This is a genomic window from Westiellopsis prolifica IICB1, assembly GCF_004323185.1.
In the GTDB taxonomy this organism is placed as follows: domain Bacteria; phylum Cyanobacteriota; class Cyanobacteriia; order Cyanobacteriales; family Nostocaceae; genus Pelatocladus; species Pelatocladus prolificus_A.
In genome coordinates this window covers 2,322,113-2,337,408 of sequence record NZ_NAPS01000001.1, presented here as the reverse complement: position 1 = coordinate 2,337,408, position 15,296 = coordinate 2,322,113, and the positions used below count along the sequence as shown (strand labels likewise).

Here is a 15,296-nt window from a genome sequence, read left to right as displayed (position 1 = left end):
GGGGCATGGGGCATAGGGCATTGGGCATTGGGCATGGGGCATTGGGAACAGACTTGTTAAATAATTCCCCCCACACTTCCCACACTTCCCACACTTCCCACACTCCCCACACTTCCGTGTTCTCTATTTCTCTCTTAACCTTTTCCTTCAATTGCACCGTCTGAGCGAAGAAACCATTAAAATACGTTAAGTATATTGCTGTTTAACCTTGGTTGCTGCTAAAGCAAAAAAGTATTATGACTGACGTTCCCGCAGCTCGTATTCGGAATTTTTGTATTATTGCTCACATTGATCACGGCAAATCTACTCTTGCTGACCGCTTGCTGCAAGTCACTGGCACGGTGGACAACCGACTCATGAAAGAACAGTTCCTTGACAATATGGATCTGGAACGGGAGCGCGGCATTACCATCAAGCTGCAAGCAGCCCGGATGAACTACACGGCCAAAGATGGTGAGCAGTACGTATTGAATTTAATTGATACTCCTGGTCATGTGGATTTTTCTTATGAAGTATCTCGCAGTCTAGCAGCTTGCGAAGGCGCATTGTTAGTAGTAGATGCTTCCCAGGGTGTAGAAGCGCAGACTTTGGCCAATGTTTATCTAGCACTAGAACATAACCTAGAAATTATCCCGGTGTTGAATAAAATTGACTTACCGGGAGCAGAACCAGACAGGGTCATTGGGGAAATCGAAGAAATTATTGGCTTGGATTGTAGTGGTGCAATTCTGGCTTCTGCGAAAGAGGGAATTGGTATTGATGAAATTTTGGAAGCGATTGTAGAGCGTGTTCCACCGCCACGCAATACGGTGAATGAACCTTTAAGGGCTTTGATTTTTGATAGCTACTATGATAGCTACCGGGGTGTGATTGTATATTTCCGGGTGATGGATGGAAATTTGAAGAAAGGCGATCGCATCTACTTAATGGCGTCTGGTAAGGAATACGAAATTGACGAGTTAGGTGTACTTTCTCCTACCCAAAAGCAAGTTGCTGACTTACACGCCGGAGAGGTAGGTTACTTGGCAGCTGCGATTAAAGCTGTGGCTGATGCCCGTGTTGGTGATACGATTACTCTCACTAATGCTAAGGCTACTGATGCTTTATCTGGGTACAAAGAAGCAAATCCGATGGTGTTCTGTGGCATGTTTCCCATTGATGCTGACCAATTTGAGGATTTGCGAGAAGCATTAGAGAAGCTAAAACTTAATGACGCGGCGCTGCACTATGAACCAGAAACTTCTAGCGCCATGGGTTTTGGTTTCCGTTGTGGTTTTTTGGGATTACTGCACATGGAAATTGTGCAAGAACGTCTGGAACGAGAGTACAATTTAGACTTAATTATTACTGCTCCCTCAGTAGTTTACCGTGTTACTACGAATAAAGGCGAAGTACTTTACATTGATAATCCCAGCCATTTGCCATCTCCCAACGAACGGGAAAAAATAGAAGAACCCTACGTCAAGGTAGAAATGATTACACCAGAGATTTATGTTGGGACTCTGATGGAATTATCACAAAACCGACGTGGTGTGTTTAAAGATATGAAGTATCTCACCCAGGGACGTACGACACTGACTTACGAATTACCTTTAGCAGAAGTCGTCACTGACTTTTTTGATCAGATGAAATCGCGATCGCGTGGTTATGCGAGTATGGAATATCACCTGATTGGCTACCGCGAAAATCCTTTGGTGAAGTTGGATATCATGATCAACGCCGAGCCGGTTGATTCTTTAGCAATGATTGTCCACCGTGATAAAGCTTATGGTGTTGGGCGATCAATGGCTGAGAAGTTAAAAGAACTCATCCCTCGTCACCAATTCAAAGTCCCAATTCAAGCTGCTATTGGTAGTAAAGTCATCGCCAGCGAACACATTCCTGCTTTGCGAAAAGACGTACTTGCTAAGTGCTACGGTGGTGACATCAGTCGGAAGAAAAAATTGTTGCAGAAGCAAGCCAAAGGTAAAAAGCGGATGAAAGCTGTGGGTACAGTTGATGTTCCGCAAGAAGCTTTTATGGCGGTGCTGCGTTTGGATCAGGAATAAGCGTTAGAAACCCCAGCCCTTAAGGACTGGGGTTTCTGACTATCTGGGTGCATACATGATGATCACAACACTGATCAATGCTAAACCCGCTCCAATCAGGTCGTAATAATCAGGGGTGAGTTGATCAATTTTCCAACCCCAAAGCATTGCCATAATAATAAACACACCACCATAAGCAGCATAAACTCTACCAAAGTTAGCTGGCTGGAGAGTAGCGATCGCTCCATAAATTGCTAAAGCTGTGCCACCTAAAACCCCCCACCAAATTGACTTATCTTCTCGCAACCACAACCATACCAAATAGCCACCACCTAGCTCAAATAATCCAGCCAATACAAAATAAAAAAGTGATTTAAGCATTTTTACGTAGGGTGAGGGTGGCTCCCCTTCTGCTGGGGGATGAGGGCAAGTTTTGCATTCGTGCAAGAGATCTAATGTTTCAACAAAAAACCAACCCCTTGAGCAAAAACAAAGTGACAGGAGGGTTGGTATTACTTAACAACAAATAAACCAATTTACAATTACAAGGTTGTGGGTAAATCTCCTGATGTTGAGATTCCTCTGTGGCTACTTGCCTCAGTAAATCTGCCAGCATCTGCCTCTTTGACAAACCCGCTGTAGGCTTCCATTCCGTGTTCGCCGATGTCTAGACCTTCTATCTCTTCTTCACGAGATACTCTGATACCTAAAGTAGCTTTAAGTACTAAGAAGAAGATTGTACTGAGAAGAACGGTCATACCGCCTACGGAAACAACACCTAGTAGCTGGGTAAAGAACTGACCTAAACCGCCACCTGCGAATAGACCTTTAGCTGGGCCAAGATTCTCACCGTACCAGGAGTAAACACCAGGACCAACAGCAAATAGACCAACTGCTAGAGTTCCCCAAATACCACAGACTAGGTGTACCGAAACAGCTCCCACAGGATCATCGATTTTGATTTTGTCAAAAAAGGTGACAGCGAAAACTACGATTACTCCTGCAATTAAACCAATAAAGAAAGAACTACCAATGGTGACGTAAGCACAAGATGCAGTAACCCCCACCAAACCAGCCAAAATACCGTTAATGATCATGGATAAGTCTGGCTTACCCAGATATAGCCAAGCTGTGATTGTAGCAGCGATACCACCAACAGCACCTGCCATGTTAGTAGTCAAGGCGATGTGGGTGATTGCACTGGGATCAGCAGCCATTACGGAACCGGGGTTAAATCCAAACCAGCCCAACCACAAAATCAAGCAGCCCAAGGTGGCTATACTCATGTTGTGACCAGGAATGGCTACAGTCTGTCCATCCTGATATTTACCAAGACGAGGCCCAAGTAATGCGGCTCCCATCAAAGCAGCCCAACCACCAACGGAATGAACCACTGTAGAACCTGCAAAGTCCCAGAAACCTCTGTCTGCTAACCAGCCAGCTCCCCAAATCCAGTGTCCGGTGATCGCGTAGGAAACACCGACAAGTAAGAGGCTGAAAATCAGAAAGTCTACAAACTTAATGCGTTCAGCAACAGCACCAGAAACAATTGTTGCTGCTGTTCCAGCAAAGACTAGCTGGAATAAAAATTTAGCGGCTAGGGGAACACCAGCCCAACTCAGAGCGCTAAATACTCCTTTGTAGGCGTCTCCTGTTGCAGGACTGTTATCGACCCCTTGCAAGAAAAATCCACTCAAGCCAATAAAGTCATTTCCATCGCCAAACATCAAGCCAAAACCAATTGCCCAAAAGGCAACGGTGGCAAGAGCAAATACAATGAGATTTTTGGCGAGAACATTAACAGCATTTTTCTGACGGCAAAAGCCGGTTTCTAACATACAGAAACCAGCGTTCATGAAAAATACTAAAAAAGCTGCGATCGCTACCCACAAAGTGTCAAGTGCAACCTTTAATTCGGCTGTGGTTGGGCCAGCAGCAGCAGGAGTTTCTTGAGCAACTGCTACATAACCCCAACCCAACACAATTAAACAAGCTAAGGGAATACAAGCTTGCCAACTAGGAGACAAGCGTTTGATTACCCATAAAAATTGACTGAAAATTGAGTTTGATTGCGTTTTGTTGACGTTCCAGTTTGCTGACTGTCGCCTATGTTTTGCTGTCGATCTTTTTTTGTTCTTCAACATCATGCTCTCAACCGTCGTTAACTGACAAAATTACGTTAAGCAGAAAGAGCGCTCTCCCAAAGCTAAACAAGTGCTTTTTATTATTTGGTTATTACACAAGTTTCTCCTAAAACTCGCAGATTCTCAATGCTTTAGCAAGCTGTTTTTGATAAATTTGAGAATTAAATAACCAAATTTATATTCAATAAGTAGCAACTAAACTTTGGTGATACTACAAACATTCTTAAGAGATTATTATTATGTAGTTTGATTAAGAGTCAAGTATCTTTACATTGACTATTTATTTTTTTTGCTCAAATAAAATAGGTTTTGTTTATATAAGCATAACTTTGTCAAAAAGTTTCATTGAAAATGAGAGTAGCAATGAAAAAATTTTGTTAAATCTAAGCAGAGACGCGACGAACATCGCGTCTGTACAATAATCATTTGTCATTGGTAAATATTTTAGGCTTGTTTACTTTTCGTAACTCGTCGCGTTAGGTTCATTAAGATTGACTTACTTACCGTAAAATTTAGATCACCAAACTTTAAAAAAGTTTAAATTCTTACCTCAACACTTAATGCAAATAAAATTAAGATGGTGATTTTAATACGTATTATTGAAGTCAGAATTTTAACAAAATTTTGACTTGTAATTTGTAGAATAAAGACGGTATGAACTATATCTACGCAATAAAGCTACAGATTACATAAAATTGAGGATGTGGGGCATTTTGATGGGTATTACGCAATAAATTATTTCGTTAGATAGTGTATTTTTAAACTTCAATTTACAAAATTCTGTAACAATAAATACAATTTATCTTTCTTGTTCCATCGCTACATATGTCAATTTCGGTATTAGGTCTCGTATTATCTGGCTGTATCAATCTTTATCTCAATCTAGGCAATCAACTTGAAGAAGTATTAAAAATCCCTAAAGTTTTTATTGAAGAAGGGAACGTTTTTGGATGCAAAGTATCAATAAAAACCAAGTTATTTAAAATAATTAAGTAAGTCGGCAGAAATAAACCCAACCATGTTACGAAAAGTAAACAAGCCTAAAACTCTTATTTCTCCGTGTACTCTGCGTCCTCTGCGGTTAATTTTTCCGTTATACCAATTATTTATGAAGATGCACAGAATATTATAAAATTAACCGCCAAGAAGCCAAGAGCGCCAAGAGTGGAGGTTTATTCATTTAGTGTGGCTTCACATTAAATTGGTATTACCTGTGCGTAAGTCCTGTTTGTATCAGGCTTTTCGTGAAATGGCATTACATCTGTTTTAAATACTGCTGGTATCCAAGTTGCTCAAGTTTAGCTTGTTTTGTCATTACCGAATCACATAAATTTTGACGATAATTCTGTATTTTTGCTTGTAGTTGTGGCTGTTGGGTAGCAAGAATTTGTACTGCTAAAAGTCCAGCATTTGTAGCATTACCAATTGCTACGGTTGCGACAGGAATTCCCGCAGGCATTTGTACAATAGAATACAAAGAATCGACTCCTTGTAGATGACGACTAGGTACAGGAACACCAATCACAGGTAGTGGGGTTAAAGATGCAACCATACCAGGGAGATGAGCAGCACCACCCGCACCAGCAATAATTACCTTAATACCCCGTTCATGAGCAGACTGGGCATATTGCACCATCCGTTCTGGGGTACGATGAGCGCTGACGATCGCAACTTCAACAGCAACACTAAAATCTTCACAAACAGCGATCGCACCTTGCATAGTAGGTAAATCGGAATCGCTGCCCATAATAATACCGACAAGAGGTTGAGTCATGGGATTGGGGATTGGGGATTGGGGATTGGGGATTGGGGATCGGGGATTGGGGATTCTCCAGAGGAGACGCTACGCGTAGACGCGTAAGCGACTTCTCGTAGAGTACGGGGATTGGGGAGCGGCTAAAAGTTAGGGATTTTTGTTTTGAATTTCGTCTTCTCTAATCTTTAACCTTTAGTCTCTGGTTCTTTTGGTAGAGATTATCATCTCATTTATCTACGTAATTTGTGATTTAGCTAAAATCTAATTCAGAAATAATTGTAAATTCCGATGCCCGATCCCCAATCCCCAATCCCTGATCCCTTTCCTATAGACATTGTTAACGCAAAAGTGCCTGGTTACAAAGATTTGCAAATGATTGTTGTGAATTGCCAAGGCATAATTGAACAAATCTTACCAATGGGTACGGTATATAAAAGAGTTATACCGCCTGATTTGCAAGTGTTGGATATTGCAGGTGATTGGATTTCGCTTGGTGGTGTTGATTTACAAATTAATGGAGCGTTAGGTTTAGCATTTCCAGAGTTAAAATCTGAAAATTCTGATTTATTGCCAAAAATCTGCAAATTTTTGTGGAATGAAGGGGTAGATGCTTTTTTACCAACTTTGGTGACTACCTCAGTAGAAAATATTCAGCGATCGCTTGCGGTTATTGCTGAGTTTATGGCAACTTTCCCCATATCCCCAATTTTAGGAGTTCATTTAGAGGGGCCATTTTTAAATTTTCACAAACGCGGCGCTCACCCACCCGAATATTTGTTGTCTTTGACTATAGATGAAGTTAAACGGGTGTTAGGTAATTATGCAGATATTGTCAAAATTATTACCCTTGCACCAGAGTTAGATGCAACGGGTGAAGTAATTCCTTACTTACGTTCAAATGGTATCACCGTTAGTTTGGGACATTCACAAGCGACAGCAACCGAAGCACAACAAGCTTTTAGACTAGGTGCAACGATGGTGACTCATGCTTTTAATGCTATGCCACCACTACACCATCGTGAACCAGGATTATTAGGTGCAGCCATTACTCATCCTAAAGTGATGTGTGGTTTTATTGCTGATGGGCAACATGTTGCACCGACTATGCTAGATATATTGCTGCGTGCAAGTCATTATGAGAAAGGACTTTTTCTAGTCAGCGATGCTTTGTCCCCTTTGGGCTTACCCGATGGTATTTATCCTTGGGATACTCGACAGATAGAAGTCAAAGACGGTACAGCACGACTACCAGATGGGACTTTATCAGGAACAACTTTACCGTTGCTGCTGGGAGTGCAAAACTTGGTGAAGTGGGAAATTTGTGATGTAGAAGTGGCGATCGCCCTTGCTACGGATGCACCCAGAAAAGCGATCGGTCTACCAGCAAGTATAATTGGTGCTTCTGCTACCCACTTATTACGCTGGCACTTTGATAAAGTAGCTAAAAAACTAACTTGGAAAAGATTACTCGGCAATTCCTTCGTCAAATGATAACTGATAACTGAATAACTGATAACTGATAGATGATACTTTTAACCATTGGGTACTCTTCGATAATTGAATTTCATGAACGCAGTTGACGATAAAACCATTGTTAAAGAATATTTCAATTCCACAGGCTTTGATCGCTGGAGACGTATATATGGCGATGGCGAAGTCAACAAAGTCCAGCTAGATATCCGCAATGGACATCAGCAAACCGTAGATAAGGTAATCGGTTGGCTAAAAGCAGATGACAATCTTGCAGGATTATCTATCTGTGATGCTGGGTGCGGTGTGGGTAGTCTCAGCATTCCCTTAGCTGAAGCAGGCGCAAAAATATATGCCAGCGATATTTCTGAGAAAATGGTAGAAGAAGGTAAACAAAGAGCTTCTCAAACCTTGACAAATCCAGAAAATCTGACTTTTGCAGTTCAGGATCTAGAAACTCTCAGTGGTAGCTACCATACGGTGATTTGCTTGGATGTTCTGATCCACTATCCCCAAGAAAAAGCAGATGCAATGATTTCTCATCTTTGTTCTTTAGCACAGTCGCGGCTTATTCTTAGTTTTGCTCCCAAAACCTGCGCTTTGACAATCCTCAAGAAAATTGGAAGTTTCTTTCCGGGGCCAAGTAAAGCGACTCGTGCTTATCTACACCGCGAAGCTGATGTAGTCAAGATTCTTGAGAAAAACGGTTTTGTTGTGCAACGAGAGTCAATGACACGCACTCGTTTTTATTTCTCCCGCTTACTGGAAGCAAATCGTAAGTAACGCTAAGATCGCGGCAAGATGTAATATCTTGTCGCCTTAGAAAAAATGACCAATGACCAATGACTATTGTACAGACGCGATGAATCGCGTCTCTACTAATGACCATTGACTATTGACTATTGATGAGGAATTATGAAAACTGGTGAAAAATTGGCTGCGGGCTGGCTGTTAACTCTGGGATTTATGTTTTTAACTTTATCAGTATCAGCAGCAATAGATAAACATAATATCCTCAAACCCATATCTCCAGTTGATGATGATCAAGTAATAGACATTAGGAATAGAGAAGCTTTGGCTGTACTTGATGCTACTGCAAAACAAGGTTTAATATTTGGTGTTCCTACCCTTGCTTTAGGTGGATGGTTAGCAATAGGATTATTTAGTCAAAGCCGGCGAGATAAAAAGGCTCTGGAACAACAGGTTAGTGAGCATTTGCAATCAACTTTTTATCAGATGTTACAAGAAAATAATGGACAGATAACTCTTTTAAAATTTGCGATGCAATCTCATCTACCCGCACCAGTCGCCAGACAATATCTTGATGAACAAGCCAAAGTTTTTAATGCTAATTATAAGATTAGCGAAGAGGGGGGAATTTCCTATCATTTTGATCTTTAGAGAATTGATTGGGAAACTATATGACGCAAATATTTTTAAGTTTGGCAGCTATTTTAGGCGGTTTATCTGTGGCTGCGGGGGCTTTTGCTTCTCATGCTTTGCGAGAAAGAATTAGTGAGCGATCGCTTTTAATTTTTGAAACAGGCGCTCGTTATCAAATGTATCATGCTTTAGCGTTGTTAGCTGTAGCAATATTATTACTTAATATCAAATCTCCATCACCTAGTCTAATAGCAAGTGGCTGGTTGTTTGTGATTGGGATTGCAATTTTTTCCGGCAGTTTATATGCTCTGAGTTTAACAGGTGTTAAGTATTTAGGAGCAATCACACCGTTAGGAGGAGCAGCTTTGATCGCTGGTTGGTTTGCTTTGGCTGTTGCTGCTTGGAATTTGAAGTAGTGGGAGATTGGAAGGGAGTTGTGGGGAGCGTGGGGGGACAAGGAGGTTTGTTAAAGGAAGTTCAAAAAAATATAAATATTGAAGCAAACCACAAAATTTTATATAGTTTTATATATTTAAGTTTCCAGAAATGCGATCGCTTCAACACAATATAATACTTTCATTATATATATTGTAAGAATCGCGAAGCTTAGATCCCCGACTTCTTTAAGAAGTTGGGGATCTTGCTATACAATATTCTTTTTTCTTCAAACTTAAAATTAATAGATTTGCAGCAAGAATTAATACTGATAATATATTTTTGACACTAATGTTGAATTTGGTATCAAATTATTCCGCGATCGCCTTTAGGTAACGCAATGAACATAGATGTAAACAACTATTATCAATTAGGAGGTTATCTGAAGGTTGATGCACCTAGCTATGTTGAGCGAACAGCAGATCAAGAACTCTTAGATAGATTGAAGCTAGGAGAATATTGTTATGTATTGAATGCTACTCAGATGGGTAAATCTAGCTTAATGCTCCGCACAAAAAATAAGCTGGAAAAAAAAGGATTTGCTTGCGCTCACATTAGTCTTAAAAATGTCAGTCAAGATTGCAGTAATTCTGATGAGTGGTATCAAAGATTATTTGATAATTTAGTGAAAAATTTCCACTTTTCGGAAAATTTCAACAGTGAAAATTGGTGGAGACAAAACCATGCTTCACCTTTAACGAAGCTAATTGATTTTGTGGAAAAACTTTTATTTGTTGATTTAAATCACACTAGCATAGTGATTTTATTTGATGAAATAGATATTATCTTTAGGTTAAATTTTACCGTAGATGATTTTTTTGCTTTCATCCGATGCTGTTATCAACGTCGTGCAGAAAATTCAGCTTACAACTATCTTAATTTTGCTTTATTTGGAGTAGCACCATTATCAAAACTCAAGACTCACTTAAATATAATTGCTAGGACAATTGATTTATCTGGATTTAAGCTTTCAGAGACGAATCCTTTAGCCTATGGTTTATGGTTAGCGAAAAAAGCTAAACGCACAAAAAGTGTTTTGAAAGAAATTTTAAATTGGACTAGTGGTCAACCCTATTTGACTCAAAAAATTTGCGATTTAGTTGTTAAGTCTAAATCCTATATTCAAAAGGGTGAAGAAGCAGATAAAATCAATTACTTAGTGAAAACACGTGTGATTGATGATTGGAAAACAAAAGATACATATAGACATTTAGAGAATATCCAAATTTCTTTGCTTCAAGATAATCCAACAAAGTTCCAACGACTAGCTTTGTATCAAAAACTTTTGCGACAGGAAGATTTAACAACTAATGATTTAGAAAATAATCATGAACAAGTGGAATTACAAATGACTGGATTAGTAGTAAAAAATCAAGAAGATTTAATAATTGGCAATCGGATTTATCAATATATTTTCGATGAAGATTTTGTCAGCAATAACTTAGCAGATGTATCTCTAATTTATACAGAAAAATTCTCAAATTGGCTGACTTCTCAACAACAAGATCAATCTCAGCTTTTATATGGACAGGAATTAGAAAAAGTTTGGAAATGGGCAAAAAATCAAAACTTAAATAAACAAGAACACGATTTCTTGTTCAAAAGTCAGTTGTTTGATGCGATCACCAAAGTACGACTATGCAGTATTGATAATTATGAATCTGTTGTGAAAGCAGTTTTTGCATGGACTGGAGGACAAAAAAAGCTCAATGACTTAATTTTAGATTTAGCTAAGTTTAATCAGCTTCCAGCGGTAGGGAGTGAAGTAGTTTGGGTTGATAACTTAGTGCGATCGCAGATTTTAGACAAATGGGCAATCCACGTTAAAAATCACTCTATTGCAGAATACCACAATCAGCTGTTATTAGTTTACATAGGCAAATTGAAGATGCTTGCAGTCAATGATCACCTAGATATTGCCGAAGTCTTTAGAGAATGGATACCAGAATTAGAGAAAAAAACCAGCTGTCTGTATAGTCATCTCATCGAAACCATACTTTTATGGACAAAACCTCATCCTCTGCTTGTGGAAACACTTTGTCAGCTTATATGTGAGGATCAAAATCCTATTCCAGTTAATCATGAAGCAGAATATATCCAGCAACTCGTGCAGAACCACTGGATTAGTCAATGGGAAACTCAACTAGATACGCAACCGATTAGAGAAATACGCGATCGCCTACTTCAAAACCCCAATTGTGAACCATTTCGGCTACTAATCCGGTATCGGCAAATTTTAAAGAACGAAGTAGTACTTGAAGATCTTCATTTAGAAGATGAAGAACTACTAAAAATCAAGCTAGTCAGCAAAATTAATGGTAGTTTAAGAGTTGCAAATTTAACATATGAGGCGATTTTTAATCTTAACTGGGTTAATCAATCCATCAAAAATATCCCAAGACCTTATCATACACAAAAATTTATTGATTGGCTAGATTATCAGCACAAAGACAAATCACAATTACTTGTGGGAGAAGAACTAGAAAAAACTAAAGTTTGGGCAGATTTAAATAAACAATTATTAACCGAACAAGAAAGAGATTTTATTACTTGGAGTATTATCGCAAATTTTTAAGGATGAAGTATGGCAAATGAGCAAGATAAAGAAGATGTTTATAACTACATTAAAAGTATTATTGCAGAACTAGATGAAAAAGCAGATAGACCAAATGTTGTGATTGAAGAAGTTTTAGCTTGGACTTATTTTCAGAAATATCTGACTAAAATTATTTTTGAATTTATTCTCGGCTCATCGGAGTTTTTTATTACTCATGGAAAAGAAAGCGAACTAATTAGCAACCTAATTTATAATCGATTAATTAAAGATTGGGAATTTCAAGAAGTATCAGCCCATTTCAGACATATTCAAAATGAAATTATCAATAGTCAACAAGCTAAAAGCTTATTAGAATCATATCAAATAATTTTACAGGAAGATTACATACTTGTTAATGATAATGCATTACAACAGGAATTAGTAGCATCTGGACTTGTCATCATAGAAGCAGGAAAGCTGAGAGTAGCAAACCGCGTTTATAGGCAAATATTTAATCAAAAATGGATTGACCAAAATTTGCAAAAAAATCAACAAGAGCCGTCAAATTCTCATAAAGATGATGAATTTCCGCCAGATAATAATGCACCACAAGATAATGAACGAAGACCTTCAGAAGTAGCACGAGTGTTTGCATACTTATTTATTATTATACTTGGTATTAGCTTTATCGGTTTATTATTGTTTTTGATTTTCAAATCTTCCCAATCTTCAACATCATCCAATTCGTCTAGAAGTATAAATGCATGTCAGCAATTTTCCTATGAACTTGATGAAGCTCTGAAAAAACCTCAAGATAGGCTCAATGTCATCAAAAAAGGTTTATTGTGGAGACAAGAACAAAGTATTAGTTTAAATGAACAATGTGAAGATTTTAGAAAAAACTTGGAAAAAGCGGGGATTACTCCATCTGATATAGAGAATAAATTAAATCAAGTCTTGCGCCAAGAAGCACAAACAAAAATCGATACCAATCAATTAGAAGAAGCAGTAGATATTTTATGTAAAATTTCCGACAAGTATGAATATATGAATGATTTAAAAAGTATATTTCAACGTTGGGAATCAACAAGAGGAGCTAAAATTCAAGACAAAATCAATCAAGTGAACTCTTCTTGTCCTGCTGCTCAATACTAAGGGAACTCCAAAGAATAAAATATCAAAGTTTTTCTGAATTGTAGGGTGCGTTAGCATGGCTGATTCTCTATATTCAAAGGTTTTTGCACACAAAGCTGCACCCTACCAATGGATGTTTTTTATTTGGAAGTTCTTGTACCATTTCTCTGTGAAGATGCACTTAATATTTATAAACGAACCGCCAAGAACGCCAAGGAAGACAGAATTATTCATTAAGTGCAAGTTTATAGACAATTGGTATTAAACTATTGGCGTTGCTGAATTGTAGTATGAATTCGGATGATCATTCGCTCCAGACAAGATCCCCGACTTCTTAAAGAAGTCGGGGATCTGGACTTTGCGATTTTCACAAATCATATAGGATTGCTATAGTTTGTAGAAAAATCCGTCGCTACCTGCTTTTTCTTCCCTTGCTGAGACTCTAATTCCTTTTCTCGCTAACGTAATTATTTTTACCCACCAGTTTCCTTTAATCATGATTTGCTGATTGCGTGTAGATGCATTTTCCCAACCATATAAAAATAAACCAATAGCTATCCAAACTACGAGACTAGAAACCAATGTGACACTGCAAACAATTAACCAACCGAGTAATTGATAGCCCGTCTGGACAAAAGGATTATTGTGAAAGAAAGGGTGGGTGTTATATACAAGGGATTCTGGTTGACTAAAAAGACCAACAGCAATTGTTCCCCAAGCACCACAGAAAAGATGAACAGGAATTGCACCTGCGGGATCATCAATTTTCAGCCTTTCTAAAACTTTTCCTCCTATAACAACAACAAACCCACTAATAAAACCGATAAAAGCTCCTCTTGTCATATCTACATAACCAGAAGACGCTGTAACTCCTACTAAACCTCCTAAAATACCATTAATAATGGAAGACAAACTCGGTTTACCAATAATAGCTGGACTACAAATAATTGCCATCGTTCCACCTGTCGCACCTGCAATTGTAGTTGTAGCGACAATGTGAGGTACATATTCTAAATTGGTTGTTGAACCACCATTAAAACCTAGCCATCCCAGCCACAAAATTAAACAAGCCAGAGTTGCATAACCAAGGTTACTTGGACGAGTAAAAGCTTCTTGGGAAATATTTGCTGAAGCTTGTTCTTGAGGATTTTGATTGAGTTCGATATCCTGGCGGGGGTCGTAGTTAAAACGACCCCAACGTGGTTTGAGTAACCAAGCTCCCACTAAAGCAGCTGTTCCACCCACGCTGTGAACAACTGTTGAACCAGCAAAATCTCTAAACTTGAGAACTTCTTTTAGCCAGCCATAATGTCCCCAAATCCAATGACCAGTGAAAGGATACAAAAGTCCAACTAAGAAAAAACTGAATAGAAAAAATGCCCAAAATTTGACACGTTCCGCAACTGCTCCAGAGACAATTGTCGCAGCAGTTCCAGCAAAAACTAATTGAAAGAAAAACAAAGCTGCAAAAGAATGATTTGGCCAATCAGTTTGTAAACAAGTAAATCCTTCAGGAAAAGCCAAATCATTAGAAGTTTGGGGAAATTGTAGTTCAAAGGGAAAATTTATGCTACCAAAAAAACTAAACAAGTTGGGATTTTCTTGTCCAGGACACTCATAGTATCCATCCCCGTACATGAATCCAAAACCAAAGAGCCAATAAGCTAATGTAGCTGCACAAAAAACAACAAGGTTTTTGGCTAAGACATTAGTGGCGTTGTTGTATCTACAGAAGCCAGTTTCTAAAAGAGCAAAACCAGCATTCATGAAAAAGACTAAAGCACCTGCAATTAATAGCCACAGAGAACTTAATTCTTGTTTTGTGCTGGGAACTTGCGCCATTGCAGCTTTCATCCAAACCAGGACTATGATAGTCGCTAAAGGTATGTTGAGGTAGAAGAACCTCAAAAGTTGGCTTTTGTTATACTTAAAGCCTAGAAGTCTTCTTTTAGACATAGATGTTTTATTTAATTGGCAAAATTATTGTAAATTTGGTTATATTACACGCTATTTGAGATTGCACATATAATTAAGATCACTTCTTTTGCAGAAATTTTACCTAGACAAAAGCGAGATTTGTTGGTGGGAAACGAAAATAGCAACGTCTGTTATTTATAAAGATGGAGGATACACCCAAATTTTGACAGGTTGCGAGGGGTTAGATCCCCGACTTTTTAAAAAAGTCGGGGATCTGGCCAACTTGTCAAAATCAATATGGTGAACTACTAGAGACGTAGCATGGCGCGTCTGGTAAATTTGTGCCGACTTACTGAATCTAGACTTAAAGTGCTTCTGAAAATTTGGGATGCTCCCTTTCAAAGTACCTCAACACGAGTTTGAAGTACCTCAACACGAGTTTGAAGTACCTCAACACGAGTTTGAAGTACCTCAACACGAGTTTGAAGTACCTC

At 38.7% G+C, this 15,296-nt stretch carries 11 protein-coding genes; 7 read left to right on the top strand and 4 right to left on the bottom strand.

The window, feature by feature from the left end; translation table 11 throughout:
- Positions 1-236: 236 nt before the first annotated feature.
- Positions 237-2,048 carry a translation elongation factor 4 gene (gene lepA / locus B4U84_RS09840; protein ID WP_017313527.1) on the top strand — a complete coding sequence of 604 codons (1,812 nt, stop codon included), beginning with the start codon at positions 237-239 and terminating at the stop codon, positions 2,046-2,048.
- Between the two features lie 39 nt (positions 2,049-2,087).
- Here lepA and B4U84_RS09835 read toward each other — a convergent pair whose 3' ends face one another.
- The 3 genes from B4U84_RS09835 to purE form a co-directional block, all read right to left on the bottom strand.
- On the bottom strand, positions 2,088-2,408 hold the full coding sequence (locus B4U84_RS09835; protein ID WP_017313528.1) for a YnfA family protein: 321 nt from the start codon (positions 2,406-2,408) through the stop codon (positions 2,088-2,090).
- 161 nt (positions 2,409-2,569) lie between these two features.
- Entirely contained in the window at positions 2,570-4,171 is a 1,602-nt protein-coding gene (locus B4U84_RS09830) for an ammonium transporter (protein WP_131118852.1), read from the bottom strand.
- Between the two features lie 1,255 nt (positions 4,172-5,426).
- Positions 5,427-5,945: a 5-(carboxyamino)imidazole ribonucleotide mutase gene (gene purE / locus B4U84_RS09825; RefSeq protein ID WP_017313530.1), complete on the bottom strand. Its 519-nt coding sequence runs from the start codon at positions 5,943-5,945 to the stop codon at positions 5,427-5,429.
- Positions 5,946-6,215: 270 nt separating this feature from the next.
- On the opposite strand from purE, the gene nagA reads away from it, so the two are divergent.
- The 6 genes from nagA (at position 6,216) to B4U84_RS09795 (ending at position 12,906) form a co-directional block, all read left to right on the top strand.
- Positions 6,216-7,418: an N-acetylglucosamine-6-phosphate deacetylase gene (gene nagA, locus B4U84_RS09820; RefSeq protein WP_131117389.1), complete on the top strand. Its 1,203-nt coding sequence runs from the start codon at positions 6,216-6,218 to the stop codon at positions 7,416-7,418.
- A gap of 75 nt (positions 7,419-7,493) precedes the next feature.
- Positions 7,494-8,180 carry a magnesium protoporphyrin IX methyltransferase gene (gene bchM / locus B4U84_RS09815; protein ID WP_017313533.1) on the top strand — a complete coding sequence of 229 codons (687 nt, stop codon included), beginning with the start codon at positions 7,494-7,496 and terminating at the stop codon, positions 8,178-8,180.
- 132 nt (positions 8,181-8,312) lie between these two features.
- Positions 8,313-8,798, top strand: coding sequence for a hypothetical protein (locus tag B4U84_RS09810; protein WP_017313534.1), 486 nt, complete (start codon positions 8,313-8,315; stop codon positions 8,796-8,798).
- 20 nt (positions 8,799-8,818) lie between these two features.
- The gene (locus B4U84_RS09805; RefSeq protein WP_017313535.1) at positions 8,819-9,196 is read left to right on the top strand and encodes a DUF423 domain-containing protein; all 378 of its coding nucleotides are present in this window, start codon (positions 8,819-8,821) and stop codon (positions 9,194-9,196) included.
- A 359-nt stretch (positions 9,197-9,555) separates the two neighbouring features.
- Entirely contained in the window at positions 9,556-11,790 is a 2,235-nt protein-coding gene (locus tag B4U84_RS09800) for an AAA-like domain-containing protein (RefSeq protein ID WP_131117386.1), read from the top strand.
- Between the two features lie 9 nt (positions 11,791-11,799).
- Positions 11,800-12,906: a hypothetical protein gene (locus B4U84_RS09795; protein WP_131117383.1), complete on the top strand. Its 1,107-nt coding sequence runs from the start codon at positions 11,800-11,802 to the stop codon at positions 12,904-12,906.
- Positions 12,907-13,272: 366 nt separating this feature from the next.
- Here the strand turns inward: B4U84_RS09795 and B4U84_RS09790 are convergent, their stop codons facing one another.
- Positions 13,273-14,841, bottom strand: coding sequence for an ammonium transporter (locus B4U84_RS09790; RefSeq protein WP_242677590.1), 1,569 nt, complete (start codon positions 14,839-14,841; stop codon positions 13,273-13,275).
- Between the last annotated feature and the right edge of the window lie 455 nt (positions 14,842-15,296).

What these genes read in the sequence shown, in the direction of transcription:
- lepA (WP_017313527.1), top strand. Translation starts at nt 237, where the DNA reads ATGACTGACGTTCCCGCAGCTCGTATTCGGAATTTTTGTATTATTGCT.
- B4U84_RS09835 (WP_017313528.1), bottom strand. Translation starts at nt 2,408, where the DNA reads ATGCTTAAATCACTTTTTTATTTTGTATTGGCTGGATTATTTGAGCTA.
- B4U84_RS09830 (WP_131118852.1), bottom strand. Translation starts at nt 4,171, where the DNA reads ATGTTGAAGAACAAAAAAAGATCGACAGCAAAACATAGGCGACAGTCA.
- purE (WP_017313530.1), bottom strand. Translation starts at nt 5,945, where the DNA reads ATGACTCAACCTCTTGTCGGTATTATTATGGGCAGCGATTCCGATTTA.
- nagA (WP_131117389.1), top strand. Translation starts at nt 6,216, where the DNA reads ATGCCCGATCCCCAATCCCCAATCCCTGATCCCTTTCCTATAGACATT.
- bchM (WP_017313533.1), top strand. Translation starts at nt 7,494, where the DNA reads ATGAACGCAGTTGACGATAAAACCATTGTTAAAGAATATTTCAATTCC.
- B4U84_RS09810 (WP_017313534.1), top strand. Translation starts at nt 8,313, where the DNA reads ATGAAAACTGGTGAAAAATTGGCTGCGGGCTGGCTGTTAACTCTGGGA.
- B4U84_RS09805 (WP_017313535.1), top strand. Translation starts at nt 8,819, where the DNA reads ATGACGCAAATATTTTTAAGTTTGGCAGCTATTTTAGGCGGTTTATCT.
- B4U84_RS09800 (WP_131117386.1), top strand. Translation starts at nt 9,556, where the DNA reads ATGAACATAGATGTAAACAACTATTATCAATTAGGAGGTTATCTGAAG.
- B4U84_RS09795 (WP_131117383.1), top strand. Translation starts at nt 11,800, where the DNA reads ATGGCAAATGAGCAAGATAAAGAAGATGTTTATAACTACATTAAAAGT.
- B4U84_RS09790 (WP_242677590.1), bottom strand. Translation starts at nt 14,841, where the DNA reads ATGTCTAAAAGAAGACTTCTAGGCTTTAAGTATAACAAAAGCCAACTT.